The 26,088-nt window shown below is 65.5% G+C and carries 26 protein-coding genes and 2 tRNA genes; 10 read left to right on the top strand and 18 right to left on the bottom strand.

The window, feature by feature from the left end:
• Positions 1-136: 136 nt before the first annotated feature.
• The 9 genes from QX132_RS01925 to QX132_RS01965 form a co-directional block, all read right to left on the bottom strand.
• Complete coding sequence (locus tag QX132_RS01925; protein ID WP_316159937.1) at positions 137-1,756, bottom strand: peptide chain release factor 3; 1,620 nt, start codon at positions 1,754-1,756, stop codon at positions 137-139.
• Positions 1,757-1,897: 141 nt separating this feature from the next.
• Entirely contained in the window at positions 1,898-2,905 is a 1,008-nt protein-coding gene (locus tag QX132_RS01930) for an anion permease (RefSeq protein ID WP_315813204.1), read from the bottom strand.
• A gap of 14 nt (positions 2,906-2,919) precedes the next feature.
• Positions 2,920-3,564, bottom strand: a complete 645-nt coding sequence (locus QX132_RS01935) for a DUF47 domain-containing protein (RefSeq protein WP_315739342.1) — start codon at positions 3,562-3,564, stop codon at positions 2,920-2,922.
• A 143-nt stretch (positions 3,565-3,707) separates the two neighbouring features.
• Positions 3,708-4,676 (bottom strand): branched-chain amino acid ABC transporter permease, encoded by a 969-nt coding sequence (locus QX132_RS01940; RefSeq protein ID WP_315739341.1) that lies wholly within the window; start codon positions 4,674-4,676, stop codon positions 3,708-3,710.
• A gap of 1 nt (position 4,677) precedes the next feature.
• A complete protein-coding gene (locus QX132_RS01945; protein ID WP_315739340.1) occupies positions 4,678-5,541 on the bottom strand; it encodes a branched-chain amino acid ABC transporter permease in 864 nt (287 codons plus the stop codon).
• Positions 5,542-5,618: 77 nt separating this feature from the next.
• On the bottom strand, positions 5,619-6,842 hold the full coding sequence (locus QX132_RS01950; RefSeq protein ID WP_315799115.1) for an ABC transporter substrate-binding protein: 1,224 nt from the start codon (positions 6,840-6,842) through the stop codon (positions 5,619-5,621).
• A gap of 104 nt (positions 6,843-6,946) precedes the next feature.
• The gene (locus tag QX132_RS01955; RefSeq protein WP_315799114.1) at positions 6,947-7,693 is read right to left on the bottom strand and encodes an ABC transporter ATP-binding protein; all 747 of its coding nucleotides are present in this window, start codon (positions 7,691-7,693) and stop codon (positions 6,947-6,949) included.
• Positions 7,686-8,441 (bottom strand): ABC transporter ATP-binding protein, encoded by a 756-nt coding sequence (locus QX132_RS01960; RefSeq protein WP_315739336.1) that lies wholly within the window; start codon positions 8,439-8,441, stop codon positions 7,686-7,688. The genes QX132_RS01955 and QX132_RS01960 overlap by 8 nt, the downstream gene beginning before the upstream one ends.
• 313 nt (positions 8,442-8,754) lie before the next feature.
• Positions 8,755-9,111: an ArsC family reductase gene (locus QX132_RS01965; protein WP_316159938.1), complete on the bottom strand. Its 357-nt coding sequence runs from the start codon at positions 9,109-9,111 to the stop codon at positions 8,755-8,757.
• A 219-nt stretch (positions 9,112-9,330) separates the two neighbouring features.
• Between QX132_RS01965 and QX132_RS01970 the strand changes: the two genes are divergently transcribed.
• Complete coding sequence (locus QX132_RS01970; RefSeq protein ID WP_315712501.1) at positions 9,331-9,525, top strand: hypothetical protein; 195 nt, start codon at positions 9,331-9,333, stop codon at positions 9,523-9,525.
• A gap of 48 nt (positions 9,526-9,573) precedes the next feature.
• Here the strand turns inward: QX132_RS01970 and QX132_RS01975 are convergent, their stop codons facing one another.
• Positions 9,574-12,873 carry a DEAD/DEAH box helicase gene (locus tag QX132_RS01975; protein ID WP_316159939.1) on the bottom strand — a complete coding sequence of 1,100 codons (3,300 nt, stop codon included), beginning with the start codon at positions 12,871-12,873 and terminating at the stop codon, positions 9,574-9,576.
• Between the two features lie 119 nt (positions 12,874-12,992).
• Positions 12,993-13,583 carry a histidine phosphatase family protein gene (locus QX132_RS01980; RefSeq protein WP_315777445.1) on the bottom strand — a complete coding sequence of 197 codons (591 nt, stop codon included), beginning with the start codon at positions 13,581-13,583 and terminating at the stop codon, positions 12,993-12,995.
• A 113-nt stretch (positions 13,584-13,696) separates the two neighbouring features.
• On the opposite strand from QX132_RS01980, the gene QX132_RS01985 reads away from it, so the two are divergent.
• Positions 13,697-14,371, top strand: a complete 675-nt coding sequence (locus QX132_RS01985; protein WP_316159940.1) for a hypothetical protein — start codon at positions 13,697-13,699, stop codon at positions 14,369-14,371.
• A complete protein-coding gene (locus QX132_RS01990; protein ID WP_316159941.1) occupies positions 14,368-14,772 on the top strand; it encodes a hypothetical protein in 405 nt (134 codons plus the stop codon). Before QX132_RS01985 ends, QX132_RS01990 begins: the two co-directional genes overlap by 4 nt.
• 30 nt (positions 14,773-14,802) lie before the next feature.
• Here QX132_RS01990 and QX132_RS01995 read toward each other — a convergent pair whose 3' ends face one another.
• Positions 14,803-15,783, bottom strand: a complete 981-nt coding sequence (locus QX132_RS01995) for an oxygenase MpaB family protein (protein ID WP_315777442.1) — start codon at positions 15,781-15,783, stop codon at positions 14,803-14,805.
• A complete protein-coding gene (locus tag QX132_RS02000) occupies positions 15,780-16,484 on the bottom strand; it encodes a glutathione S-transferase family protein (protein ID WP_315777441.1) in 705 nt (234 codons plus the stop codon). Before QX132_RS02000 ends, QX132_RS01995 begins: the two co-directional genes overlap by 4 nt.
• Positions 16,485-16,608: 124 nt before the next feature.
• Between QX132_RS02000 and QX132_RS02005 the strand changes: the two genes are divergently transcribed.
• Positions 16,609-16,986 (top strand): hypothetical protein, encoded by a 378-nt coding sequence (locus QX132_RS02005; protein WP_315771009.1) that lies wholly within the window; start codon positions 16,609-16,611, stop codon positions 16,984-16,986.
• Between the two features lie 2 nt (positions 16,987-16,988).
• On the opposite strand, the gene QX132_RS02010 is transcribed toward QX132_RS02005, so the two are convergent.
• From QX132_RS02010 to QX132_RS02020, 3 genes are all read right to left on the bottom strand, one after another.
• The gene (locus tag QX132_RS02010) at positions 16,989-17,216 is read right to left on the bottom strand and encodes a hypothetical protein (RefSeq protein ID WP_315739326.1); all 228 of its coding nucleotides are present in this window, start codon (positions 17,214-17,216) and stop codon (positions 16,989-16,991) included.
• 79 nt (positions 17,217-17,295) lie between these two features.
• Positions 17,296-18,375 (bottom strand): Acg family FMN-binding oxidoreductase, encoded by a 1,080-nt coding sequence (locus tag QX132_RS02015; protein ID WP_316159942.1) that lies wholly within the window; start codon positions 18,373-18,375, stop codon positions 17,296-17,298.
• Positions 18,376-18,945: 570 nt separating this feature from the next.
• On the bottom strand, positions 18,946-19,251 hold the full coding sequence (locus QX132_RS02020) for a hypothetical protein (RefSeq protein WP_316159943.1): 306 nt from the start codon (positions 19,249-19,251) through the stop codon (positions 18,946-18,948).
• A 256-nt stretch (positions 19,252-19,507) separates the two neighbouring features.
• On the opposite strand from QX132_RS02020, the gene QX132_RS02025 reads away from it, so the two are divergent.
• The 3 genes from QX132_RS02025 to QX132_RS02035 all read left to right on the top strand — a co-directional run bounded on the left by QX132_RS02025 (position 19,508) and on the right by QX132_RS02035 (position 21,096).
• Positions 19,508-19,582 (top strand) — tRNA-OTHER (locus tag QX132_RS02025).
• Between the two features lies 1 nt (position 19,583).
• A tRNA-Trp gene (locus tag QX132_RS02030) sits at positions 19,584-19,662 on the top strand.
• Positions 19,663-19,755: 93 nt separating this feature from the next.
• The gene (locus QX132_RS02035; RefSeq protein ID WP_315739323.1) at positions 19,756-21,096 is read left to right on the top strand and encodes a TROVE domain-containing protein; all 1,341 of its coding nucleotides are present in this window, start codon (positions 19,756-19,758) and stop codon (positions 21,094-21,096) included.
• 58 nt (positions 21,097-21,154) lie between these two features.
• Here the strand turns inward: QX132_RS02035 and QX132_RS02040 are convergent, their stop codons facing one another.
• Positions 21,155-22,159, bottom strand: a complete 1,005-nt coding sequence (locus QX132_RS02040) for a glycerophosphodiester phosphodiesterase family protein (protein ID WP_316159944.1) — start codon at positions 22,157-22,159, stop codon at positions 21,155-21,157.
• A gap of 204 nt (positions 22,160-22,363) precedes the next feature.
• Here QX132_RS02040 and QX132_RS02045 point away from each other — a divergent pair, with 204 nt between their 5' ends.
• Positions 22,364-22,504, top strand: a complete 141-nt coding sequence (locus QX132_RS02045; RefSeq protein ID WP_316159945.1) for a hypothetical protein — start codon at positions 22,364-22,366, stop codon at positions 22,502-22,504.
• Positions 22,505-23,292: 788 nt separating this feature from the next.
• On the opposite strand, the gene QX132_RS02050 is transcribed toward QX132_RS02045, so the two are convergent.
• A complete protein-coding gene (locus tag QX132_RS02050) occupies positions 23,293-23,637 on the bottom strand; it encodes a Lin0512 family protein (protein WP_316159946.1) in 345 nt (114 codons plus the stop codon).
• A gap of 260 nt (positions 23,638-23,897) precedes the next feature.
• Here QX132_RS02050 and QX132_RS02055 point away from each other — a divergent pair, with 260 nt between their 5' ends.
• Both QX132_RS02055 and eutC read left to right on the top strand, forming a co-directional pair.
• Entirely contained in the window at positions 23,898-25,283 is a 1,386-nt protein-coding gene (locus QX132_RS02055; RefSeq protein WP_316159947.1) for an ethanolamine ammonia-lyase subunit EutB, read from the top strand.
• Complete coding sequence (gene eutC / locus QX132_RS02060) at positions 25,283-26,074, top strand: ethanolamine ammonia-lyase subunit EutC (protein ID WP_316159948.1); 792 nt, start codon at positions 25,283-25,285, stop codon at positions 26,072-26,074. Before QX132_RS02055 ends, eutC begins: the two co-directional genes overlap by 1 nt.
• The last annotated feature ends 14 nt before the right edge of the window (positions 26,075-26,088 follow it).

Raw genomic sequence — 26,088 nt, forward strand, 5'->3', positions numbered from 1 at the left:
GCATGTCTTTCGCGTCGCGATTCCGGGGCGCCCGCAGGGCGAGCCGGGATTCCATCGGGCGGCGGAACAAGAGGCGAAATGGATTGCGGGCTCATCGCTGCGCGATGGCCCGGGATGACGAGAGAGTGCCGGGCGGCTACGCCTTCTTCTTCACGTCCTTGACGTTGGAGAACACGATGCCTTCGGCGCGCTCCTTGGTGTAGCCGAGATAGAACTCGTTCTTGGCCAGGAACACCGGATCGCCGTCGACGTCGTCGGCGACGCCGGAATTGTTGGCGGCGATGAACGCCTCGAGCTTCTTCTTGTCGTCGGAGGAGATCCAGCGCGCCAGCGAGAACTCGGAGATTTCGAATTCGACGGGCAGCGAATACTCGGCATCGAGCCGCGCCTTGAGCACGTCGAGCTGCAGCGGGCCGACCACGCCGACCAGCGCCGGCGCACCGTCGCGCGGACGGAACACCTGCACGACGCCCTCCTCCGACATCTGCTGCAACGCTTCCTTCAACTTCTTCGCTTTCATCGCATCGGTGAGGCGGACGCGACGAACGATTTCCGGGGCGAAGCTCGGCACGCCGACGAAGGTGAGATCCTCGCCCTCGGTCAGGGTGTCGCCGATGCGCAAGCTGCCATGGTTGGGAATGCCGACGACGTCGCCGGCGAAAGCTTCGTCCGCGACCGAGCGGTCCTGGGCGAAGAAGAATTGCGGGCTCGACAGCGGCATGGTCTTGCCGGTGCGTACCAGCTTCGCCTTCATGCCGCGGTTGAGCTTGCCCGAGCACAGCCGCGCAAACGCGATGCGGTCGCGGTGGTTGGGGTCCATGTTCGCCTGGATCTTGAACACGAAGGCGCTCATGCGCGGCTCGGCGGCGTCGACCTTGCGCAGGTTCGACTCCTGCGCGCGCGGCGACGGCGCGTAGCGGCCAAGGCCTTCGAGCAGATCGCCGACGCCGAAATTGCGCAGCGCGCTGCCGAAATAGACCGGCGTCAGGTGGCCCTCGCGAAATGCCTCGAGGTCGAACGGCTTGCAGGCTTCCTTGACCAGCTCCAGCTCGTCGGTGATCTGACTCATGTCGAGATTGGCGTTGATCTTGCCGAGCTCGGCGATGTCGATCTGCTGCGCCGCGCCGGTCTTGGCACCGCCGCCTTCGAGCAGGCGCACGCCGCCGTCGCGGATGTCATAGGTGCCGATGAAGTCGCGGCCGCGGCCGACCGGCCAAGTCATCGGCGTGGTGTCGAGCGCCAGCGTCTTCTCGATCTCGTCCAGCAGATCGAAGGTGTCGCGACTCTCGCGGTCCATCTTGTTGATGAAGGTGATGATCGGGATGTCGCGCAGGCGGCAGACCTCGAACAGCTTGCGCGTGCGCGCCTCGATGCCCTTGGCGGCGTCGATCACCATCACGGCCGAGTCGACCGCGGTCAGCGTGCGATAGGTGTCTTCGGAAAAGTCCTCGTGGCCCGGCGTGTCCAGCAGGTTGAAGACGAGCCCTTCGAACTCGAAGGTCATCACCGAGGTCACGACGGAGATGCCGCGCTCGCGCTCGATCTTCATCCAGTCCGAGCGGGTGTTACGGCGCTCGCCCTTGGCCTTGACCTGGCCCGCGAGATTGATGGCGCCACCAAACAGCAGCAACTTTTCCGTCAGCGTCGTCTTGCCGGCGTCCGGATGCGAGATGATGGCAAAGGTGCGCCGGCGCGCCACCTCGTCGGACAAGGCGGTGCGGGCGGGCTGTTCGGTCGTGACGGCAGTATCGGACATGAGGCGGCAGGCGTCGTTTCAGGCCAGAGAGCGGGCGATTTACGGGAAAGGCGCGGGATCTCGGCCGCCGCGCGCCCTCCATATAGGCGTTTTGCACCGCAACTCCAACCGGCGAGTTGAGCCCGGCCGGGCCGATCCGGATCAGTGCCGGAGCACCGACACCAGCCAGAACGTCAGCGCCGCGACGATCGCCGCGGCCGGAATCGTGAAGACCCAGGCATAGACGATCGATCCGGCCACGTTCCAGCGCACCGCGGAGGCGCGGCGGGCGGCGCCGACGCCGACGATGGCCCCGGTGATCGTGTGGGTGGTCGACACGGGCACGCCGAGGAAGGTCGCCAGGAACAGCGTGATCGCGCCGCCGGTCTCGGCGCAGAAACCCTGCATCGGGTTCAGCTTGGTGATGCGCAGGCCCATGGTGCGGACGATGCGCCAGCCGCCCATCAGGGTGCCCAGCGCCATCGCCGCCTGGCACGACAGCACGACCCAGAACGGCACCGTGAACTCGTTGCCGAGATGGCCCTGCGAATACAGCAGCACGGCGATGATGCCCATCGTCTTCTGCGCGTCGTTGCCGCCATGGCCGAGCGAATACAGCGAGGCCGAGGCGAATTGCAGGATGCGGAAGGCGCGGTCGACCGCGAACGGCGTCGAGCGCACCGAGGCCCAGGACACGATCGCGACCAGGACCATCGCCAGCACCAGCCCGACCAGCGGCGACAGCACGATCGCGAGCACGGTCTTCGACAGGCCGCTCCAGACGGCGGCCGAGATGCCGGCCTTGGCGACCCCTGCCCCGACCAGGCCGCCGATCAGCGCGTGTGAGCTCGACGAGGGAATGCCGGCCGCCCAGGTGACGAGGTTCCAGACGATGGCGCCGACCAGGGCCGCGAAGATCACCTGGGCGTCGACGATGGCGGGATCGATGATCCCTGTACCGATGGTCTGCGCGACGTGGAGGCCGAACACCGCGAACGCGACGAAATTAAAGAATGCGGCCCAGAACACCGCATATTGCGGCCGGAGCACGCGGGTCGAAACGATGGTCGCGATCGAGTTGGCGGCGTCGTGCAGGCCGTTCAGGAAATCGAAGGCGAGCGCAACGGCGATGAGGCCGACCAGGATCGGAAGGCCGAGTTGAGCGTCCACGGCGCGGCCCTACCCTAGACCTGTTCGATCATGATCGAATTGATCTCGTTGGCGACGTCGTCGAAGCGGTCGGCGACCTTCTCCAGATGGTCGTAGATCTCGGCGCCGACGATGAAGTCCATGGTATTGGCCTTGCGGTGCTTGAGGAACAGCTCCTTCAGCCCGATATCGTGGAGGTCGTCGACACGGCCCTCGAGCTTGGTCATCTCCTCGGTGATCGCGGTGATCATCGGCACGTTCTGGCCGATCGCCTGCAGCAACGGCAGCGCGCGGCCGATCAGATTGGCGCAATCGACCAGCAAGGTGCCCATCTCGCGCATGGTCGGCTCGAACTCTTTGACCTCGAACAGCACCACGGCCTTGGCGGTCTGCTGCATCTGGTCGATGGCATCGTCCATCGAGGTGATCAGGTTCTTGATGTCGCCGCGGTCGAACGGGGTGATGAAGGTGCGGCGGACCGCGGTCAGCACTTCGCGGGTGATGTTGTCGGCCTCGTTCTCGAACTGGCTGACGCGCTGGCAGTGGGCGAGGATGTCGTCACCGCCCTGCAGCATGTCCTGCAGCGCATGGGCGCCCTGAATCACCACCTTGTTGTGGCGGGCGAACAAATCGAAAAACCGCTCCTCCCGCGGGAGGACGGCGCGAAACCAGTGCAGCATGGGACGAGATCCATCCATTCCGAAACGGGCCAGGGCCGGCCCGTCACAGAACTGTCATACTCCGGATCGCGCACCAGCAGAAGCGGTGGCCGGTTCATCCACCGCTTTCTGCCCTTTCGACGATCTCTTTTCAGATCAACGGCTTAAAGGGATCGTTTGAACAGATGGGCGATTTCACCGACCACGCCGCGGCGGAAGGTGAGCACGCAGGCGACGAAGATCACGCCCTGGATCACCGTCACCCACTGGCCGAAGCCGGACAGATATTGCTGCATGCCGACGATCACGAACGCGCCGACGACGGGGCCGAACACGGTGCCGAGCCCTCCGACCAGGGTCATGAGCACGATCTGCCCCGACATCGCCACCTCGACGTCGGTCAGCGAGGCGTTCTGGGCGACGAACACCTTCAACGCGCCAGCCAAGCCGGCCAGCGTCCCGGATAGAATGAAGGCGAGCAGCTTGTAATGGTCGGTCTTGTAGCCCAGCGAGATCGCCCGCTGCTCGTTCTCGCGGATTGATTTCAGCACTTCGCCGAACGGCGAGTTGATGGTGCGGAAGATCAGCAGGAAGCCGGCGAGGAAGCCGACCAGCACGACGTAATAGAGCACCGTCGGCCTGGACAGGTCGAGGATGCCGAACATCCGCCCCTGGGGAATGCCCTGGATGCCGTCCTCGCCATGGGTGAACGGCGCCTGCAGATAGATGAAGTACAGGAGCTGCGACAGCGCCAGCGTGATCATAGCGAAATAGATGCCCTGGCGGCGGATCGAGATGTAGCCGGTGATCACCGACAGGACGAACGATCCGGCGACGCCTGTGAGGATGCCGAGCTCGGGCGGCAGCCCCCACACCTTCAGCGCGTGGGCACTGCAGTAGCCGGCCGTTCCCAGGAACATCGCGTGGCCGAACGACAGCAGGCCGCCATAGCCGATCAGGAGGTTGAAGGCGCAGGCGAGCAGCGCGAAGCACAGCGCCTGCATGACGAAGAACGGGTACAGCCCGGTCCACGGTACGATCGCCAGCAGCGCCGCCATGATGACGAACACGATCATCTCGTCGCGCATCGCGCGCGGGGTGATCGGCAGGGTCGTGTCGGTGATGGATGTCATGTCAGGCCGCCCGTCCGGTCAGACCCGTCGGCTTCACCAGCAGCACCAGGACCATCAGAACGAAGACCACGGTGTTGGAAGCCTCGGGATAGAAATATTTGGTCAGTCCCTCGATCACGCCGAGCAGGAAGCCGGTGATGATCGAGCCCATGATCGAGCCCATGCCGCCGATCACGACCACCGCGAACACCACGATGATGATGTGCTCGCCCATCAGGGGCCGCACCTGGTTGATCGGCGCCGACAGCACGCCGGCGAGGGCCGCGAGCCCGACGCCGAGGCCGTAGGTCAGCGTGATCATGCGCGGCACGTTGATGCCGAACGCCCGCACCAATGTCGGATTCTCGGTGGCGGCGCGCAGGTAGGCGCCGAGCCGGGTCCGCTCGATCAGGAACCAGGTCGCCAGACAGACGACCAGGGAGAATATGACGACCCAGCCGCGATAGACCGGCAGATACATGAAGCCGAGATTCATGCCGCCACGGAGCTGATCCGGGATCGCATAAGGCAGGCCGGACGAGCCGAAGAAGTTCTGGAACACGCCCTGGATGATCAGCGCCAGTCCGAACGTCAGAAGCAGTCCGTAGAGATGGTCGAGCCCGGCGATCCATTGCAGCATGGTGCGCTCGAGGATCATGCCGAAGACGCCGACGATGATCGGCGCCAGCAGCAGCGCCCACCAGTAATTGATGCCGCCGAGGTTGAGCAGGAAATAGGCGCAGAACGCGCCCATCATGTAGAGCGCGCCATGGGCGAAATTGATGATGTTGAGCATGCCGAAGATGACGGCAAGCCCGAGACTGAGCAGCGCGTAGAACGAGCCGTTGATCAGTCCGACCAGGAGCTGTGCGTAGAGGGCCTGCATCGTCTTGTTCTGTTTTCTCTCGGCGTTTCCCAGAAGATGGCGGCCCCGGCGACGTCAGCCGCCGGAGCCACAGCGGTTCATTTCTTCAACAAGGCGCACGCGCTCTTGTCGAGCGGCGTGAAGGCCTGGTCGCCCGGTACCGAGCCGACCAGCTTGTAGAGATCCCACGGGCCCTTGGACTCCGAGGGCTTCTTGACCTCGAACAGATAGGCGGTGTGGATGGTGCGGCCGTTGGGCTGGATCTCGCCCTTGCCGAACAGCGTATCCTCGGTCGGGATCGACTTCATCTTGTCGACGATCTTGGTGCCGTCGTGCGGGTTCTCGCCCAGCGCGTCCAGCGCCTTGAAGTAATGCGCGAGACCGGCATAGACGCCGGCCTGGACCATGGTCGGCGGCGCGCCGTTCTTCATCCGCTTGGCGAACCGCTCGGAGAAGGCGCGGGTCTGGTCGTTCATGTCCCAGTAGAAAGTCTCGGTGAAGTTGAGGCCCTGCGCGATGTCGAGCCCGATCGACTTGACGTCGGTCAGGAACAGCAACAGCGCGGCAAGCTTCTGGCCGCCCTTATTGATGCCGAACTCGGCCGCCTGCTTGATCGTATTGGTGGTATCGCCGCCGGCATTGGCGAGGCCGATGACCTTGGCGTTCGACGACTGCGCCTGCAGCAGGAAGGACGAGAAGTCGGAGGTGTTGAGCGGATGCTTGACGCCGCCGATCACCTTGCCGCCATTGGCGGTGACGACCGCCGTGGTATCGCGCTCCAGCGCGGCGCCGAAGGCGTAGTCTGCCGTCAGGAAGAACCAGGTCGAGCCGCCCGCCTTGACCAGCGCCTGGCCGGTGGTGTGCGCCAGCATGTAGGTGTCGTAGGTCCAGTGCACCGTGTTGGGCGAGCACTGCGCGTTGGTGAGATCCGAGGTCGCGGCGCCCGAATTGATGTAGACGCCGTTCTTTTCCTTGACGACGTTGTTGACGGCGAGCGCCACGCCCGAGTTCGGCACGTCGACGATGACGTCGACCTTGTCGACGTCGAACCACTGCCGCGCGATCGCGGTGCCGATATCCGGCTTGTTCTGGTGATCGCCGGAGATGACGTCGATCTTCCAGCCCTTCGCGGTGAGGCCGGAATCCTCGATCGCCATCTGCGCCGCGAGCGTCGAGCCGGGACCGCCGAGATCGGCATAAAGACCAGACTGATCGGACAGCGCGCCGATCTTGACGGTCTTGTCGCCGGCCGAAGCGACGCTGCCAGCGGCGAGAGTGAGCGCCGTTCCCAGCAGCAATGACGCGATGAATTTGCTCTTCATTTCCAACTTCCAGAACTTTCCAACAAAACTGCCAAGAAGACCATAGAGAAGACCGTAGAGAAAACCGCAGGAGGAAACCGCCACGTCAACGTCGCCGGCGCCGATCAGACGCCGAGATAAGTATGCAGCTTATCCATGTTGGCCGACAGATCGGCATTGGCGAAACCGTCGATGACCTTGCCGTGCTCGACCACGTAGTAGCGGTCGGCGACCGTCGAGGCGAAACGGAAGTTCTGCTCGACCAGGAGGATCGTGAAGCCTTCCTTCTTCAGCCGCGCGATGGTGTGGCCGATCTGCTGGATGATGACTGGCGCGAGACCCTCGGTCGGCTCGTCCAGCATCAGGAAGCTGGCGCCGGTGCGCAGAATGCGCGCGATCGCCAGCATCTGCTGCTCGCCGCCCGACAGCTTGGTGCCCTGGCTCTTCAGCCGCTCCCTCAGGTTCGGGAACAGCTCGAAGATCTGGTCGAGCGTGAGCCCGCCCGGCCGCACCACCGGCGGCAGCAGCAGGTTCTCGCGCACGTCGAGGCTGGCGAAGATGCCGCGCTCCTCCGGACACAGCGCGATGCCGAGCCGCGCGATCTTGTCGGAGGTCATGCGGATCAGCTCGCGCCCGTTGAACTGGACCGAGCCGGTGCGCTTGCCGATGATTCCCATGATCGACTTCAGGGTCGTGGTCTTGCCGGCACCGTTGCGCCCGAGCAGGGTGACGACCTCGCCGGCATTCACGTTGAAGTTCATGCCGTGGAGAATGTGGGATTCGCCGTACCAGCTCTCGAGATTCTTGACATCGAGAATGGTGCTGGTCACAGCGCCAGCGGTGGGCGTCTTGGCCGTCATCACCTCAGGCATGTCCGGCCCCCAGATAGGCTTCCTTGACGCGCTCGTCCTTGGCGAGCTCCGAATACGGCCCTTCCGTCAGCACCTGGCCGCGCGTCAGCACGGTGATGGTGTCGGAGAGGTTGGCGACGACGCTGAGATTATGCTCGACCATCAGGATCGTGTATTTGGCGGAGATGCGCTTGATCAGCGCGGCGATCTTGTCGATGTCCTCGTGGCCCATGCCGGCCATCGGCTCGTCCAGCAGCATCATCTCCGGATCGAGCGCCAGCGTGGTCGCGATCTCCAACGCACGCTTGCGCCCATACGGCATCTCGACCGCCGGAATGTTGGCGAACTCGCTGAGGCCCACGTCGTTGAGAAGCTCCAGCGCCCGGTTGTTGAAGCGGTTCAGAACGCTCTTGGAGCGCCAGAAATCGAACGACGAGCCATGCTGGCGCTGCAGGGCGACGCGGACGTTCTCCAGCGCCGTCATATGCGGAAACACCGCCGAGATCTGGAACGAGCGGACCAGGCCAAGACGCGCCACGTCGGCCGGCGCCGTCGCCGTAATATCCTGACCCTTATAGAGAATCTTGCCGGCCGACGGCCGCAGGAACTTGGTCAGAAGGTTGAAGCACGTCGTCTTGCCGGCCCCGTTCGGGCCAATCAGCGCATGAATGGTGCCCCGGCGGATCTTGAGCGAAACATCGCGAACGGCAAAAAATCCCGCGAATTCCTTCGTCAATCCGTGGGTCTCGAGAATGAACTCGTCAGCCAAAGATTCCCCCCAAGCCGGCGCCTTCAGCGTCTGGCCCTCGCTTCTTCCTGTACGGCGGCTCTGCCGGACGACTGGACGATTCCTCGCCGCCACCCGCGACCGCTTCGCGCCGGAATATGCCGTCAATCGAGGGAGTTAGGCAAGGCGGAAAGCTGGGCAACGACGTCGCAAGGCGGCCGACGCACCTTGCGTTGAAATCACCTGCGATTTCCCGCTGACATAGAAAATCATACCACCGGAATTTTCCTGCACGCGCGCGCTGCGAAGGCGGCGGGCGCGGCCCGCGAGACGGCGCAGCGATGATCGTCTCCAACTACTTCGCGGCCTTCACGTCCTTTGCGTAGAGATCCGGCTTGAAGCCCACCACGCGGCGGCCGCCGAGATCGAGAACCGGGCGTTTGATCATCGAAGGCTGCGCCAGCATGAGCGCGATCGCCTTGCTCTCGGTGAGTCCGTCCTTGTCCGCGTCGGGCAATTTCTTGAACGTCGTGCCGGCGCGATTGAGCAGCACCTCCCAGCCGAGCTCGTCGCTCCATGCCTTGAGTTTAGTCTTGTCGATTCCGGCGGTCTTGTAGTCGTGGAATTGGTAAGCGACGCCGTGATCGTCGAGCCAGGCGCGCGCCTTCTTCATCGTGTCGCAGTTCTTGATTCCGTAGATCGTGATGCTCATGCCACGCGTCCTCAAACCATCGTGTTCAACCGCGACGGATGTCTCATGTTGCGACAATCGGCCCCGCATTTTGCAGTGCGATTCACTCGCTTTTGATGCGGCCGACGCCGCGCGTTCCGCGGTCGGAATTCACTCGGACCTTTGCCACGAAACTGTCGGCTGAGCATTACATTTTCTTCGCATCCCCGGCGTATCTGGCCCACGAACAGGAGACCGCGAATGGGCAAGATCATGGTACGTTGTCCGCAGACCGGCCGCAGCATCGAGACAGGGATGGAAATGGACGCCGCGCGCTTTCAGCGCATGCCCGTGTTCTTCTCGCGTGCCTACTGCCCGCACTGCCGCATCTACCACGAATGGTTCGCCGCCCATGCCTGGGTCGAGGAGACGCGCGAGCGTATCGCGCTGGCTTGACCGCACTCAAGTTGACGGATGCTGGCCGCCACGCATCTCCACCCGACATCAAGACAGCAGAGCAGCGATATCCTCCTCCGTCAGCGCCTTGCCGATATTGCCCTCGCGATCGAACAGTGAATCAGCCAGCGCCTGCTTGCGCAGCTTGAGCTCACCGATCTTCTCCTCGATCGTCCCGGCCGTCACCAGGCGATAGACGAAGACCTTCTTGTCCTGGCCGATGCGATGCGCCCGGTCGATCGCCTGCGCCTCGACGGCAGGATTCCACCAGGGATCGTAGATGATGACGGTATCGGCTGCCGTCAGGTTGAGGCCGACTCCGCCGGCCTTCAGGCTGATCAGGAACACCGGGCTGTCTCCCCTCTGAAACGCCTCGATCGGCCGCTTGCGATCACGGGTGTCGCCCGTGAGCAGCTCGTAGGCGATGTCAGCCGCCTCGAAACGCTCCTCGATCAGGGAGAGCATCGAGGTGAACTGCGAGAAGATGATGATCTTGCGCCCCTCGCTGAGCAGTTCCTCGACCATCTCAATCAGCCGGTCCAACTTGGCCGAGGGGCGCTCGACCTTGTCGTCGAGCTTCACCAGCCGCGGGTCGCAGCAGACCTGGCGCAGCCGCAGCAGCGCTTCGAGCACGACGATGTGGCTGCGCGCGAGACCACGTTCGTCAAGGGCTTTGCGCACCTTCTTCGCCATCGCCGCGCGGATCGAATCATAGAGATCGCGCTGCTTGCCGTCGATCGCGACGGTCTCCACGATGTCGACCTTGGCCGGCAGCTCGGACGCAACCTCCTCCTTGGTCCGCCGCAGCAGGAACGGCTTGACGCGGCGGGTCAGCGCCGCCGCCCGCATCGCATTGCCTTCTTTCTCGATGGGCGTGCGCCAGTTGCGCGTGAACGCGGTCTTGTCACCGAGATAGCCGGGGTTGACGAAGCTCATGATCGACCAGAGCTCGCCGAGATGGTTCTCCATCGGAGTGCCCGTCAGGCAGAAGCGGTGGCTGGCCTTGATCGCATTGAGCCAGCGCGTCGTGGCGGCATTGGGATTCTTGATGGTCTGCGCCTCGTCGAGAATGGCCATGTGCCAGTCCCGTCCCAGGATGAGCTCATGGTCGCGCGCGATCAGCGGATAGGTGGTGAGCACGACGTCGTGCTCCGAAATCTGCGCGATCAGCTCCTTGCGAGCGGCGCCGTGGAACACCAGGACCTTCAGGTCAGGAACGAACTTGCTTGCCTCGTTGAACCAGTTCGTCATCAGGCTGGTCGGCGCGACGATGAGCACGGGCCTCGCCAGCGCGCCGCGCGCCTTCTCGAGCGCGAGCAGGGCCAGCACCTGGACGGTCTTGCCGAGGCCCATGTCATCGGCCAGCACGCCGCCGAGGTTGGCCTGCCGAAGGAGATCGAGCCAGGCGACGCCCTGCCGCTGATAGGGGCGCAACGTGGCGGTGAAGCCGGCCGGCAGCTTCAATTCATCCGGCCGATGCTGCCGCACCAGATCCGCGAGCCGGCGCAGATCATCGGGGCCCTTGAATGCGCCCGGATCGTGCGCCAGCAGCGGCACGAGCTGCGCACGAGACAGCTTGAGCTTGCCCGACGCATCCAAGCCGCCGCCGCTCAGCCGCATCGTCTGCAGCGCCAGCAGAACCGGCAGGAAGCGGCCGGCCGCCAGCGCCAGGTGCCGTCCGTCGGGCAGCGGCACATACATGTGCTTGGCTTCGGCATCGGCTTCGGACAGCGCATCGAGAATGCCGGGCTGCGCGAGCAGCCGCGCCAGCAGCTCGGCCAAGTCATGCGGCCGGCCATCGATGTCGATCTTGAAGCCAAACTCGAACCAGTCGATTCCGGAGCCCTCGATCTCCATGTCGACGAGACCGGAGGACTCCGCCAGCCGGTACGGAAAGTCGTCATCGATGCGGATCTCGAACCCCTGCTCGCGCAACGCATCGAGCTCGAGATGCACGAATTGCAGCCAGCGGCCTTCGTCCTCGAAGGTCAGATCGTCCGCGTGACCGCCGAAGCTGTAGGTCTGGACCTTTCTGAGTGGAACCAGGCCGAGCTCGCTCAGCCGTTTGGACGACTTTCGTTCGTCCGCCTTGGCGCGGGTGACGAGATGCACCCGGCCGTCTTGGAACGCCTCCACCTCGTTGCCACCGCTGTCGGGCTCGATCTCGATCGGACCGTAACGGAAGCCCGCGCGGACCACGCCGAGTGGAAGCCCGCTGGTGTGGACGCCGCGAAAGCCATAGCCCGGATAGGGTCCGCGGCGCAGATGCAGGATGGGCGTCGGCTTGGCCTCGATCTCGACGACCTCGGTCGGCCGCGACGGCAGAAGGGCGCTATCCAGCGAGGGCAGCCGCTGGCTGAGATGTCGGGAGACCTCGCCGATCAGCGCCTTCGGCAGCGTTGGCGCACTCAGCAATTGGTACGCCGTTCGCGGCTCGATCCCCGGATCGACCTCCCCGACGATGCCGCGTGTCTCCTCGGCATAGACAGGCGGCTCGGCATGCAGAGCAAGCACGCCGTCGACCACGAGCCTTGCGCCGATGCCTTTCAGGCCGACCGGCTGCCATTCGATGCGGCCATTGCGCTTGTCGCCCCAGCGCAGCAGCGGCCCGGCATGATCGCGCCAATACGCCCGCCCGGTCTCGACGATGCGCTTCAGCAGCGCGGCAGAGCCGATCCGGAAGGCCGACGCTCCGTCGAGAAAGACTTGATGTCCGAGCCGCGCTGTGATGTCGATATCGCTGTCGCGGTAGAATGCCGGCGCCCGCCCGGCGCCTCCCCGCACTTGATCGACTTTCGAGAACACGTCGGCGAAGCTGTCGTCCTTGCGCAGCCGGACCGACCACAGCCGGACGACCGGATAGGCAGCGCCTCCGGACTCGGAATGGGGCTGCACGCCATAGATCAACCTCTGCCTCACCTCGGGAGGATAGGTGTCGCCACGGCTGACCGTGCCGATCTTGTCCAGCCAGGCGGCGATCTCCGGCGGCAGCACCAGCGGGCTCGCCTTCCTCGCCGTCTTTGCCGGTGTCCTCAGGTCCACGTCGTCCTCGAGGGACGGCTCGATCGCTTCCAGCAGCACCGCCGCGACGTGCTTGCAGTTGTGCTGCATCGGGCAGGTACATCTCCCGGAGACATCCAAACGACCGTGCTTATCCCGGGCCAGCTCGATCTCGACCTCGTACGGCCAGGATTGCGATCCCTGCACCGAGGCCGCCAGCTCCCGGCCGTCCTCGCTGATCTCGAGATCGAGAACGCCTCCGCGAAGCTGCAGGTGCTCCGCCTTCTGAAAGGCAGCATGGCTGAAGAAGGAGCGGATGGCCTGGGGCTTTTTGAAAGGAAGCGGCATTGCATGGAGACCTGACGCACGCGATCGCGCGTCCCACGGATCGATGTACCATGATCCGGGCGGCAGCATCGCGCCGCCCCTTCTAGCCTGGGGATATCTCCGGCGAGGCGCTCAGTGGCTCACTCGTCCTTCGGGTCGCTCTGCAGCGGCTTGTTGGAATCGCCTAGCATCAGGCAGGGGTACAATTCCGTGAACTTGAAATCTGCCTCGCCGGCGGCGCGATCGAAGCGCAGCACGACGTCGAACCGCTTGCCCGACCAATGGGGCGGCAATTGCCCGGCGTTGCTCACCGGCAGACGCGGCAGGATATCGGAGATGATTGCCTTGTGCTCCCACGCCACCAGCGCGGTGCCGGACAGCGCCAGCAAGGCTTCGACCAGCCCAGCCTCCTCTCCCTTCGCGAACGACGTATCCGGCTTGGCGAGACCGACGCGCGCAGCCAATTCGAGTACCGTCTCATAGGGCCGGCGGCTCGGGTCGGAGCCGTCCTTGCTGCTGTCGGGATCGGCGGCGTAGATCGCCTGCGGCGTCGGATAGGACGCGCCGCCCAAGCCGCTGCCGAACAGCGCCGTCCAGGCCCCTGCCCGCTCCCAGCCGAAGATGACCAGCGACTTCGAATCCGGCTTGCCCTCGTGGGTCAGGCCCGGACCTGTCGCGTCGCCGTCAGGCTTCTCGGCATGACGGATGATCAGCAGCGTCAGCGCGTTCATCGGCAACCTCTCAGGTGGCATCATACGGCCGCCAAACGGAATTGCCACTTGAGATTGCAATCGTGGGACCGCATCATGAGATCTTTCCAACCAGGATTCATTTCAGATGAGCATTGGACCGGCTCTGGGATGTCTGGACGCGCAAGCAGCAGCGGCTCAAGCTTCCCTACCTGCCGCAGGGCGCCGACCTGAAGACGTTCTCCGACGAGCCCTTCCTGTTCTATGCCGACGGCAAGGGCGGCTATGTCGGCCCCAGCAAGGCCGGCGACTACATCTCGACCGATCGCTTCGACTACGACTATGCGCCGGGCTTCGGCGAGGACATCGTCAATCCGCCCGCGGTCGCCTCGGCGCCGCAGGCCAAGCCGCAGCAGGGCTCGGTCAAGGCCAATGTGGGCACGGTGAGGATCCCCGGCGATGCGCTCGACGCGCATCTGGCGGCAGCGCGGCCGCAGCCGCTGATGGCGCAGATCACGCTGCCCCGCCCGAGCGGCTATTCGACCGTGCGCGAGTTCGACGTCCTGGTGAACGCGCCCGCCAACGTCACCAAGGTCACGGCTGACAGCCCATATTATGCAGGCACCATCGCCTTCTTCGGATCGATGATGCCGGGCATGGCCATGACCATGGATGCGACCTTCGCGGTGCCGCTGCCGACGAAGCGGGAGGCCTTCTCCGCCCTGCGGGCCGCGCCCAACCAGCCCCTGAGCATCCGCGTCGTGCCCTCGGGCGGCGTCGGCACTGCGCCGACACTGAAAGCGCTCTCGGTCGGACCGCTGCGCCCATGAACGGGAGGCGCGCCGCGCTGCGGGCCTGCGCCATGCTGCTCTGTGCCGTGCTGCGGCCGGCCTCGTCCTTGGCGGCGGAGCCGTTCAGAGCCATCGATCTGGTCCTGCCGCGGCCATTGGATGCGAGCGACGCTCCAGTCGTCGAGATCAGCCTGGGCGCACTGGGGCGAGGCCAGGAGGTGACGGTGACGACGGCGTCCGGGATGCCGCTCCGGACCATCTCGCCATTCGGCCATCGCACTGGTGCGGAGGCCGGCACCTACGCGCTTCCGGTGCCGAAGGAGGCGATCAAGAGTGGACGGCTGTCGATCCGTCTCAGCATCAGCCAACCCGGTGGCAGCCGCGCGCCGACGCCGCAGGAGGTTCGCGGCGTCACGCTCAAGCTCGTTCCACGGCCGTGATCCGTCGTCTGCGCCGCAAGCGCGCCGGCCTCAGACCGTCCCGCTCCGCGCACGTTCTGCACGCTGCTCGAACGGGCTGCCCATGCTGGGCTGTCCGATCCAGACGCGGTTGAGCAGCCGCGTAAACGGCGGACACGTCGTCCCCTCGATGCGCGCCATCGCCTCCTGATAAGGGCCGACGGTGCGCAATCTCTCCGGCAGCACCGCATAGGCGCGCGGCAACCAGACTCGAGCTCGCGCGGCGCTGCGGCGTTCGCGCTCGCCATAGGGCAGCGCGAAGGCGAGCCGCAGCCGCTCCGGCAGCATCTCGGCCGTCAGCGCCGTGAACCAGCGCGGCGGTGCGATCCAGGTCGCCTCGCCCGAGAAGATGCGCTGCGCGATGTCGCGCGCGGCCGTGCTGACCGTCAGCGTCTCCGATTCCATCATGTCGGCCGCATAGGCCTTGAAAGCCCCCCAGTCCGGCGGCAGCACCTCATGCGGAATCCCGAACAGACCGGCGAAGCGCATCGCCTCACGCCAATATTGCTCGCGCTCGTCATCGCCGAGCGGCGGACACAACAGGCCGTAGGACATCATCGCAGTCTCGACCAGGGTGGCATGGACCCAGCGCAGCGCGTCGACGTCGTTGGCGCGATAGTGCGAGCCAGCGGCGAAGGGTCCGACTTTCTCAGGCATGACGCCGTCGACCGCGGCGTGACGCCGATACAACCGCCGCGCCACGGCAACCGCCTGCGCGCGCGTGCCGAACACCATGGTGTAGACGATGCCGAAGGTGCGGTGGAAACGGCCGAGCGGATCGGCGAACACCTTCGACTGCTCGGCAACGCCCGCCGCCACCCAGGGATGGGCGAGCTGCAACAACAGCGCGCGGCCTGCGCCGAGAAACAGCGCGGCCTCGCGATGCACGCGCCACATCACGCTGTCGGACGGCAGCACGGCATCGCCCGGCGTGGCCGGCGCGGACAGCAGCTCGGCCATGCAACGTTCGAAATCGGCCTCGCTGACGATCACGGCCGCTGCGGGATCTCCAGCCCGCGCTGTACCGCCGGCCGCGCCAGCCCGCGCTCGAGCCAGGCCGGAACATGCGCGAGCTCATCGAAGGCTGTGAGCTCGCGCGCGCCGTAGAAGCCGATCAGGTTGCGCACCCAGCCGAGCGTCGCGATGTCGGCGATGGTGTAGTCGGCGTCCATGATCCACTGCCGGCCATCGAGCCGCGCCTCGAGCACGCCGAGCAGCCGCCTGCTCTCCGCGACATAGCGCTGCAACGGCCGCTTGTCCTCGTACTCGCGGCCGGCGAATTTGTGGAAGAAGCCGAGCTGCCCGAACATCGGACCGATGCCGCCCATCTGGAAATGCACCCACTGGATCGTCTGCCAGCGCCGCGCCGGATCGTTCGGCAGGAATTGTCCGGTCTTCTCGGCAAGGTACTGCAGGATCGCGCCGGATTCGAACAGCCCGAGCGGCTGGCCGCCGGGACCGTCGGGATCGATGATCGCGGGAATCTTGCCGTTCGGATTGAGCGAGAGGAATTCCGGGGTCTTCTGGTCGTCCTTGCCGAAATCGATCGTGTGCGGCTCGTAGGCCAGGCCCGTCTCCTCCAGCATGATCGAGACCTTCACGCCGTTCGGGGTCGGCAGTGAATAGAGCTGGATGCGGTCGGGATGCTGCGCCGGCCAGCGCGTGGTGATCGGAAAGCTGGAGAGATCGGACATCGTGGCTCTTGCTCGCTTTGTCGCTGAGGCCTCAATCTAAGCCCGTGAGCCGCCGCTGCAAGGTTCTATGCGGAACCGCATGCGGCCGACGGTCTTATGTTGCTGCATCGTGCAGAAAGCCAGCATGCCGAGCCCGACCTACCAGTTGATCATGCAGGCGATGATCACACGCCAGCAGGTGCTGTGCATGTATGGCGGCTTCGCCCGCGCGATCTGCCCGATCATCCTCGGCCACACCGCCGGCCGCGAGCGCGTGCTCGCGTTCCAGTTCGCGGGCGGCGCGAGCAGCGGCCTGCCGCCGGGCGGCCAATGGAAGTGCTTCGATGTCGCTGACATCAGCGAGGTCGAGCTGCGCCAGGGGCGCTGGCATTCGGGGCGCAGCCACCGCCAGCCGCAATACTGCGTCACCGACGTCGAGCTCGACGTCAATCCGAACAGCCCCTACGACCCGAAACGACCGATCGCGACGCCGCAGAGAGGTAAGCTTCGGCGGAAGCGCTGACGCTACTGCGGCTCGCGCAGACGCACGCGCAGCAGCGCCGGCAGCTTCGACGTGGCGTCATGCTGCGCGAGCTTCGCCGCGACCCGGCGCATCAGCGACGACGCGCCCTGCTTGGCAAACACCTTCATGCCGCGATAGCTGAAATCGACCACCACCTCATGATGGCGCATGCCCTTGCCGCCCTTGACCAGGCCAAGGTCGCGCACCAGGCAATAATGCCCGTCGCTCATGCGTGCAAATCGGGTGTTCTCGAACATGCAGCGAAGCAATGCACCGAGTCGCAAATCCGTCAAGATTGACAGGAACGACTCATGAACTCAGCACATCGGCTACGGGCCGCCGCGGCGAGAAGGGCAGCGCCGGCCCGTAGCCGAAGCGCAGCACGAGATCCGGCCGCCGTGTCGTTCCGACCACGCGCGCCAGCTCTGGCCGCAACGCGGCCACTTCGACCGGCTGGTTGATGAAGGCAAGCTTCAGGCCCAGCCGCGTCGCTTCGAGCGCGAAGCGCTGGCACGCCTGCCCGGCCCTGATCCAATGCGAGGCATCGGCCTGCTCGGCGGTGAATACGGCGACACCGGCCGATGAGCGAATCTGCCGCGCGTATTTGTCGTTCTCCGATGCTGCATTGAAGAGCCGATCGAAGGCGAGGCCACCGAGCGCGGTCGGCAATGACGGGTTGCCGCTGGCAGCCGCGAACAGCCCGTCGCCGGTCTCGATCGCGCTGCGCGGATTGAACCGCAGCCAGCTCTTCAGTTCGCGCATGAACGCCGCATCGCGCATCTGCGCATCATTGCCGGCGACGACGAGATCGCGGATGGCGGCGATCGCGGCGGGAGCCGTGATGATCGCGAGATCGACGCCTGGCATGGTTGACGCGGCCTGCAGCGCGGCGAGATCGCCTGGCGGCACCGGTCGTCCGTCATACTCCGCGCGCGTCGACTGTCTGCGGACGATTGCCGCAAGCCGCGCATCGTCATGCGCCGTGCCGTTCGTGAAGCTGTACCGCACCGTCCGGCCGTCGCTGCTGAGCTCGCCCGGACGGCCGCTCGCATCCGCGGCGATCGCGAGATTGGCGGCCGCGCAGCCCAGGCTGACGAACAGATGATGGTCGTCCGGATCGACCACCGGCGTGCGGCGTGACGGATCGGGCATGATCTCGATCGCATCCTGCGCTACGCGAAAGCGCCAGGGCTGCGTGTTGTGGCTGTTGGCTGCAAGCGTCGCGTAGCGGATCACCGAAGTGATATCGGGCGACAGCGGCGCGCGCAGTCGGGCGCTATACGTCTCATAGTCGTGCATCGTCCCCGTGATCGCGCGCCAGGATGCAGCGCCGAGCATGGCGGCAGCAATCGCGCTCCCCGTTCCTAACAATACCGTTCGCCGGTTCATAGCAAACACGCCTGCATGTTCCGCTGCAATCGAGCCAAAGATGACAATACGCCGGCATCGCATCGGCGCGTTGTTGCAGATCAAGGCCGCCGCAGTCGGCAAAAAAGTTCGAAGACACGCTGTTGACAGCCCCAACAAAGCGGCGTATGTCCCGCGGCCTCGCGAGCGACTGCGCCCGCGACAAACATGAGCGAGACGATGTCCTTCGGCTACGAACACTTCATCCGCACGTCCAACGGCGTCATGCCGGTGGATGGCGCACGCCATGCTCGGGGGAGCGGTCTTGCTTGAGGCAAGATCAACAGTCCGCATCACACGGACCCTCCCGAGCCAGCCGCTCCGGAGGGTTTTTTGTTGCCCTCACGCGAGCGGCCTGCACGGCGAAACCAACGGAAGTCCCGGCTGTCAGCCGGAACGGGAGACCCGGATCCCGGGGCTCGCGCAGGTGATGCGCGTGCCCGAGCGCGCGGGGCCTGTCGGAGGGAACGAGGCTGCAACGCCGGACACCGATGACAGAGCGAGCTTCCTTGGAGCTCGCAACATGCGGCGCCAACGCGCGCCGCAGACAAGCTATTTGAATTCCCGGTCGTTCGCGGCCGGGAGCTGCTGGTGGTGAAGATCGCGGGTCCTTCGCGCCAATGCGGTCACGCGCCGCCTTCGATCGATCGTACCGTGGAATCCGTCTAGCGAGATGGGTGAGTCGCGGGTTGCGGTGAGGCTGATGCCAAGCCTGCGTTTCGATCGTCGTATCTCCGTGATCGGCTGTTCCCCAGCATGCCATCCATCGTCGCCCGGCAACCGCCGGGCGGCCAAGGCGGTGGTGAAGATGTCTGTTACTTCGTTGAAACCGAGCGCCCAAGCGGGCAGCAACAGCATCGCCCCTTCCCCGCCGAACGTATCCACGAGCCGTGGTGAAGACGACTGTTACTTCGCCTTCCACGCCAGAGGTCGCGGGTTCGACTCCCGCCCGGCGCCATGCCGGTAGCTCAGAGGTCAGAGCGCTGTCCGGTCCATCAGCGACCGGGTCTCAGCCGTCGCCTGTTCCCGGCTCGTGATCCATCTCAACTGATCGTCTTCGAACAGGCGGTCAGATCGTTGCGGCGCAAACCTCTGCTGCGCCACCTTCTTCCACGCGCCGTGGTGAAGAGTGCTGATACTTCGATTGCGGATCGAGAGGTCGTGGGTTCGAGTCCCATCCGGCGTTCCATGCGCCGGTAGCTCAGTGGCAGAGCACTATCCGCTCCACGCCGGTGGAGCGGAGCTCAGCATTCGCCCGTTCCCGGCGCGTGGTCATCTGTGACGCGTGGTCTCCGCACGAGATCACGCGTGACGTCCCTTCCACCCGTCATCAACCAAGATCAACCCAGAGAGGAGGCCATCATGGTCAGGCTCAACAAGTTCCTGCGCGCCTTCACCCATGAGGGTGCGCCGTCCCGGCAGCTCGCGCCCGAGCAGGCACTGCAGCGTACGCTGCTGAGCTGCCTGCTGTGGGAGGACCAGTTCTACGAGGACGGTGTGTCGGTCGCCGAGCGCATCAAGGCGCTGGTGCCGCAGGTCGCGCCGCGCGAGGCGGCGCAGCTCGCGGTCCGCGCGCGCGAGGAGATGAAGCTGCGGCACGCGCCGCTGCTCGTCGCCCGCGAGATGGCGCGGCTGCCGGAGCACCGTGCGCTGGTCGCCGAGACGCTGGCGCGCATCATCCAGCGGCCGGACGAGATGACCGAGCTGCTCGCTATCTATTGGGCGGACTCGCTGGGTCCGCAGCAGCAGCGCAGGCGGCAGCCGGTGTCGGCGCAGGTCAAGAAGGGGCTGGCGAAGGCGTTCACGAAGTTCGACGCCTATCAGCTCGCGAAGTATGACCGCGAAGGACCGGTGCGGCTCCGCGACGTCCTGTTCCTGGTGCACGCCAAGCCCAGGGATGCCGCCCAGGAGGCGGTGTGGAAGCAGCTCGCCGCAAGCGAGCTGCCCTCGCCCGACACCTGGGAGGTCGCGCTGTCGAAGGGCGCGGACAAGCGCGCAAGCTTCGAGCGGCTGCTCGCCGAGAAGCGGCTCGGAGCGCTGGCGCTGTTGCGCAACCTGCGCCTGATGCGAGAGGTCGGGGTGCCGCGGGCAACCATCGCGGCCGCGATCGAGACGATGCGGACGGACAGGATCCTGCCGTATCGGTTCATCACGGCGGCGCGGCATGCGCCGGACTTCGAGCCCGAGCTCGAGCAGGCGATGCTGGGCGCGATCAAGGGCTACGCGCGGCTGCCAGGTCGCACGCGGCTCCTGATCGACGTCTCGGGATCGATGTTCGCGAAGCTGTCCGCGCAGTCAGAGATGACGCGCGCGGAGGCTGCGTGCGGGCTCGCGATCCTCGCCCGCGAGGTCTGCGACGAGGTGGAGATCTTCACGTTCAGCGACAAGGTCGTGAAGGTGCCGCCGCGCCGTGGCTTTGCGCTGCGCGATGCGATCCTCGGGTCGCAGCCGCATTCCGGGACCTATCTCGGCCGTGCGGTCGGCGAGATCGACCGCAAGGGAGACCGCCTGATCGTCTTCACCGACGAGCAGAGCCACGATGCGGTGCCGTCGCCCAAGGCGCGCGGGACCATGGTCAACGTGGCGTCGTACCAGCACGGGGTCGGTTACGGACCCTGGACGCGGGTCGACGGCTTCTCCGAGGCCGTGATCGCCTGGATCGCGGCGCAGGAGGAGACGCTGCGAGGCGCCACCCTGCACTGACGACAACGGACCCGGACGCGTCACAGACGCGCCCGGGTCTCCTTCCCATGCTGCGCGGTTACGGCCGGCTCGATTGATCTCCTTGCGGAGCGCGCTTCAGGAGCGGCGCCACCGTTTCGATCTCGTCCGTCATCACGCCCCCAGCGAAGGCCTTGGGCAACCGGGCGATGTCGTCCGGCGAATCCAGTCCGGTGGAGAATGTCTCGCCATGATAGGCACCGACCACGAAGACGCTGCTTCCTCCTTGTGCCATGCGCTCGAGGAAACGGTCTGGCCAGCCCCAGAGCCACGGCGCGACATTGACCGGGACCAGCACCATCATGTTCCGGCATGCGGACGGCACCAGCCCCGTCCAGCCATATCCGATATATCGCAGCAGGCAGCTCTTCAGCATGCCGCGCGACATCACCTTCAGCCCCGGCTGCGCCGCCCTGAGCGCCGCGATCGGCGCATCGCCACCATACACCATCAGCCGCCCGCGTTGCGCAGCGTCGATCGGTGCAAGTGCCGCGGCAAGCAGCCGGCCTTCCGCCGGATCATTGCTCTTGACGTTGATCAGGAACGACTTGTCCGGAAAGGTCGCGAGCACGTCGTCCAGCGACGGCATCAGGCCGACGCCCTTTCCGCGGAATGGATAGGTGCGGCCGCCATCGGCGGTGTAGCCATAACCGATGTCGAGCTGCCGCAACGCCGTCATCGCATGCTCGCGCGTGACGCCCTTGCCATCGGTGCGACAGTCGAGCGTCCAGTCATGGAACACCGCGAACTGGCCATCGGTGGTTGGGTGCACGTCGAATTCCACGATATCGGCGCCGGCCAGGAAGCTCGCGCGCATGGAGGCGATGGTGTTCTCGAGATACTCATGCGTCGGCGGCAGCATCCGCGCCGCAGTGCAGGTTTCGCTCGTCAGGCCGGTGCGATCGAACTGCTGTGACAAACCGCGATGAGCCAGAACGATCGCCTGTCCAGCAGTCTTCGACACCAGCAAGCTGGTGTTGTTGACGAACATGAAGCCGACGCACAGCAATGCCGTCACGCCGGCGCATTTCCAGAATCTGCTCATACCCCGCCAATTCCGTGACGATTCGAGCCGAATTGCGTCCATCCCTCGTGGGTGCAAAAGCTCTCCCGCGGGGATCACGCATTCTTGCATCCGGCACGCCGATCGCGAGCCTGCATCAGAACGGTCGTCGCCGAACTTCGGCTGGCTGCTGCAGGCGTCGTTGCGTCGTCCGCCACCAAGCCATTCATGTTCGCCGAAGACTGATTGTCGGAGCTTGCCGGACTCCTCGGCATTCCCCACGCAAATGCCCTCGACAGCTATCAATATCTCGCCAATGGCGAGGGCGCTTCCGGTGTTCTGACGCTCATCGGGCCCAATGGCAAAACCGAGATCCGCCTGCCCTGACGAGCTGGACCGGCGCGATCCGGCGAACTCATTTCGAGCTGACCCTGCGCGCACGGGCCGTTCCGTGGCGTTCGAAGGACGGACGCAACTGTCGTGTCGCCATGCCCGGAACGATCTCCCGAGCAACGGAACTTGCCCGTCGGGCGACTCAAAGGGCGTGGATTCGCGCGGCGAGTCGCAGCCGCGACATCGGATCAGCCTCTCGCGGACTCACGCCGGAGATTTTTTCCGGCAACGCTCTCAATGCGTTCGCCGGTGTCAGTCAAACGCAGGCCAGATTTCCCTTTCGCTTTTTCGGAATCCATGAAACACTGCGCCCATCCCGCCTCGCCATGAGGGGCGCTTCGCGATCGTCACGAACGTGGAGGCGGGATGCGATGGGCGCAGCTCTGCCGCAGCATGGTGTTGCCGTGCGGACGAACGGCAGGACGCGCCGGCGAAATCGTGTGGTCCTGACCTCCCGATGCTGAGGTCAAGCCGGCTGAGATGATCAGCAGGCGACGGGGGCAACAAAGCCCGGTCCCCGAGGAGAGCACGTATAAGCCGGAAAACCGTTGCGCAGGGAAGGCCGGGATCGTCCGGCTGAGCCTGTGGTTCCTGCCCCGTGCACTTCTTCACGCACGGGGGCCGCGGGTATCAGCGGATACCCGGCCTTCCCTGCGCCCTCTGTTCAAAAGAGGGACACCGTACGATCATCACCCGGGCGCGCAGCGCGCCGCGGGATCGCGATGACATGCTGTTTGACATTCATATCAGAACGCCACGCGCATGCCCCATGCGCGTGAGCGTCACTTGCCGTCGTCGAGATGGACCAGCACCGCCGCGTTGGCGATGATGATGGCGTCGCTGCCGGCCTCGGCCGGAATCTCCAGCCCACCTTTGACGGCGATCACGGTCACCGTGCCATAGGGCAGCTCCTTGGCGACCGCGGCGGTGTCGACAGCCTCCGGATTGGGAACGCCGATGGTGACGTCGACGAGCATGTCCTGCGGCGTCTTGCCGACCATTCGGAAGAAGCCGAGGCTGGAATGGCGGATCGCGTCCGACACCGCGCGCCTGGCGGCCTTGGTGGCGTCGCGGCCATGGACGTCGACGCCCGTGCCCATCTCGGTGATGCAGCGGATCCGCGTCATGTCAGGTTCCTCTCGGGTTGCGTTGTCGCTTGGCGCGCGACCTTAGCCGACGCCGCCGCCGACGCAACCCGCACGAAATCGACGGCGACGCGCGGCAAAATGGTCATCGGATGCGGACACATATCGTGCATGATGTCGCTCTGCGCGGTGCTGAGAAAGGTCCTCGATATGACGTCCTCTTCCGCTCTCCCGTCCCGACGATCCGCTGTGATCGACCGGGCCGCCGAGACTGATCGCGGCAGCCGCTGAGGAGAGCACCAATGGGTTTTTCACACACGCTGGGCGGCACGCGCTATCGGTTCGACGACCTCAGAACCTTGCTTGCGAAGGCAACGCCGTTGCGCTCGGGCGACGTCCTGGCAGGCCTCGCCGCGCAGGATGCCGCCGAACGCGTCGCGGCACGGATGGCGCTCGCCGAGCTGCCGCTGCGCCATTTCCTCAACGAAGCCGTCATTCCCTACGAGAGCGACGAGGTCACGCGGCTGATCGTCGACCAGCATGATGGCAAGGCGTTCGCTCCCGTCGCGAGCCTGACGGTCGGCGCTTTCCGCGAATGGCTGCTGTCGGATGCGGCCGACGCAGATGCGCTCAGCGGCGTATCGCCGGGGCTGACGCCGGAGATGGTTGCTGCGGTCTGCAAGATCATGCGGCTGCAGGACCTGGTGACGGTCGCGGCGAAATGCGAGGTCGTGACGCGCTTCCGCTGCACCATCGGCCTGCCGGGCCGGATGTCGACGCGGCTGCAGCCCAACCACCCGCTCGACGATCTCAAGGGCGTCGCGGCCTCGATCCTCGACGGGCTAATGTACGGGGTCGGCGATGCAACGATCGGCATCAACCCGGCAAGCGACGACGTCGACACGATGGTACGGCTGCTCGACTTGATCGAGACCTTGCGGCTTGCCTCGCATGCACCGATCCAGTCCTGCGTGCTGGCCCATGTTACGACCGCGCTGAAGGCGATCGAGCGCCGCGCGCCGGTCGATCTCGTGTTCCAGTCGCTGGCCGGCAGCGAGGAGGCCAATCGCGGCTTCGGCATCACGCTGTCGCTGCTCGACGAGGCGCTCGCCGCGGCCGAAGGCCTGCAGCGCTGTCCCGTCGGTGGCAACGTGATGTATTTCGAGACCGGACAGGGCAGCGAGCTCTCCTCCGGCGGCCATTGCGGCGTCGACCAGCAGACCTTGGAAGCTCGCTGCTACGCGGTCGCGCGGCGCTATCGGCCGCTGCTCGTGAACACCGTGGTCGGCTTCATCGGTCCGGAATATCTCTACGACGGGAAGCAGATCATGCGCGCTGGGCTTGAGGACCATTTCTGCGGCAAGCTGCTCGGACTGCCGATGGGCTGCGACGTCTGCTACACCAACCACGCCGAAGCCGACCAGGACGACATGGATGCACTGCTGACGCTGCTGGGCGTCGCCGGCTGCACCTACATCATGGGCGTGCCCGGCGCCGACGACATCATGCTGAACTATCAGAGTACGTCGTTCCATGACGCGCTCTATGTGCGCAAGGTGCTCGGCAAGCGCGCGTCGCCGGAGTTCGAGGCCTGGCTCGCGGCCACCGGCCTCAGCGATTCCAGAGGCGAGCTGCGCTTCGAGCCGGCGCGGCTGATGCCGGCGCTGCCGCTGCTGGAGGCCAAGTGATGAGCGGCTCCGACGAGAGCAACTCGCCGGCAACTTCGTCATCGGACGATTGGCGCTGGCTGTCACGCTACACCGAGGCACGGATCGCGTTGGGACGCTGCGGTCCTGGCCTGCCGACGTCGGCACATCTCGGCTTCCAGGCTGCCCATGCCGAAGCGCGCGATGCCGTGCTGAAGCCATTCGATGCCGAGCGCTTTGCGGCCGAGGTCACCGCGCATGGCTGGCCGGCGCTTGCCGTGCACAGCCGCGCCGCCGATCGCGCGACCTATCTGCAGCGCCCCGATGCAGGCCGCCTGCTCTCGCCCACGTCGGAAGCGCTGCTGTCGGAGCCGCGCGCGCCGGCCGACATCGTGCTGGTGGTCGCCGATGGCCTGAGCAGCCGCGCGGTGCAGGTCAACGCCCTGCCCGTGCTCGATGCGCTGATGCCGCGCCTGGCTGCAACCGGCCGACGGTTGTCGCCGGTGATCGTTGCTTCGCAGGGCCGCGTCGCGCTCGCCGATCATGTTGGCGAGCTGTTCGGCGCGTCGGCCTCGATCATCCTGATCGGCGAGCGCCCGGGTCTGAGCGCCGCCGACTCGCTCGGCCTCTATCTGACCTGGATGCCACGCCGCGGCCGCGTCGATTCCGAGCGCAACTGCATCTCCAATGTCCGCCAAAGCGGGCTCGCGCCGGCGGATGCGGCGAGACAAGCCGCCGAGCTGCTCGAACGCATGTTCCGTCACCAGGCTGCCGGCGTCAGCCTCGCCCGGCTGCCGCAGTTGCTGGCGCCGGATGGAGATGGCGCGTCATGATGCCGGCGCAGTCC

It is taken from the genome of Bradyrhizobium sp. SZCCHNRI20481 (assembly GCF_032485055.1).
Lineage (GTDB): Bacteria > Pseudomonadota > Alphaproteobacteria > Rhizobiales > Xanthobacteraceae > Bradyrhizobium.

Coding starts and splice junctions, on each gene's coding strand:
- QX132_RS01925 (WP_316159937.1), bottom strand. CDS start 1,756: ATGTCCGATACTGCCGTCACGACCGAACAGCCCGCCCGCACCGCCTTG.
- QX132_RS01935 (WP_315739342.1), bottom strand. CDS start 3,564: ATGCTGCACTGGTTTCGCGCCGTCCTCCCGCGGGAGGAGCGGTTTTTC.
- QX132_RS01940 (WP_315739341.1), bottom strand. CDS start 4,676: ATGACATCCATCACCGACACGACCCTGCCGATCACCCCGCGCGCGATG.
- QX132_RS01945 (WP_315739340.1), bottom strand. CDS start 5,541: ATGCAGGCCCTCTACGCACAGCTCCTGGTCGGACTGATCAACGGCTCG.
- QX132_RS01950 (WP_315799115.1), bottom strand. CDS start 6,842: ATGAAGAGCAAATTCATCGCGTCATTGCTGCTGGGAACGGCGCTCACT.
- QX132_RS01955 (WP_315799114.1), bottom strand. CDS start 7,693: ATGCCTGAGGTGATGACGGCCAAGACGCCCACCGCTGGCGCTGTGACC.
- QX132_RS01965 (WP_316159938.1), bottom strand. CDS start 9,111: ATGAGCATCACGATCTACGGAATCAAGAACTGCGACACGATGAAGAAG.
- QX132_RS01970 (WP_315712501.1), top strand. CDS start 9,331: ATGGGCAAGATCATGGTACGTTGTCCGCAGACCGGCCGCAGCATCGAG.
- QX132_RS01975 (WP_316159939.1), bottom strand. CDS start 12,873: ATGCCGCTTCCTTTCAAAAAGCCCCAGGCCATCCGCTCCTTCTTCAGC.
- QX132_RS01980 (WP_315777445.1), bottom strand. CDS start 13,583: ATGAACGCGCTGACGCTGCTGATCATCCGTCATGCCGAGAAGCCTGAC.
- QX132_RS01990 (WP_316159941.1), top strand. CDS start 14,368: ATGAACGGGAGGCGCGCCGCGCTGCGGGCCTGCGCCATGCTGCTCTGT.
- QX132_RS02000 (WP_315777441.1), bottom strand. CDS start 16,484: ATGTCCGATCTCTCCAGCTTTCCGATCACCACGCGCTGGCCGGCGCAG.
- QX132_RS02005 (WP_315771009.1), top strand. CDS start 16,609: ATGCCGAGCCCGACCTACCAGTTGATCATGCAGGCGATGATCACACGC.
- QX132_RS02010 (WP_315739326.1), bottom strand. CDS start 17,216: ATGAGCGACGGGCATTATTGCCTGGTGCGCGACCTTGGCCTGGTCAAG.
- QX132_RS02015 (WP_316159942.1), bottom strand. CDS start 18,375: ATGAACCGGCGAACGGTATTGTTAGGAACGGGGAGCGCGATTGCTGCC.
- QX132_RS02020 (WP_316159943.1), bottom strand. CDS start 19,251: ATGCTGTTGCTGCCCGCTTGGGCGCTCGGTTTCAACGAAGTAACAGAC.
- QX132_RS02035 (WP_315739323.1), top strand. CDS start 19,756: ATGGTCAGGCTCAACAAGTTCCTGCGCGCCTTCACCCATGAGGGTGCG.
- QX132_RS02040 (WP_316159944.1), bottom strand. CDS start 22,159: ATGAGCAGATTCTGGAAATGCGCCGGCGTGACGGCATTGCTGTGCGTC.
- QX132_RS02050 (WP_316159946.1), bottom strand. CDS start 23,637: ATGACGCGGATCCGCTGCATCACCGAGATGGGCACGGGCGTCGACGTC.
- QX132_RS02055 (WP_316159947.1), top strand. CDS start 23,898: ATGGGTTTTTCACACACGCTGGGCGGCACGCGCTATCGGTTCGACGAC.
- eutC (WP_316159948.1), top strand. CDS start 25,283: ATGAGCGGCTCCGACGAGAGCAACTCGCCGGCAACTTCGTCATCGGAC.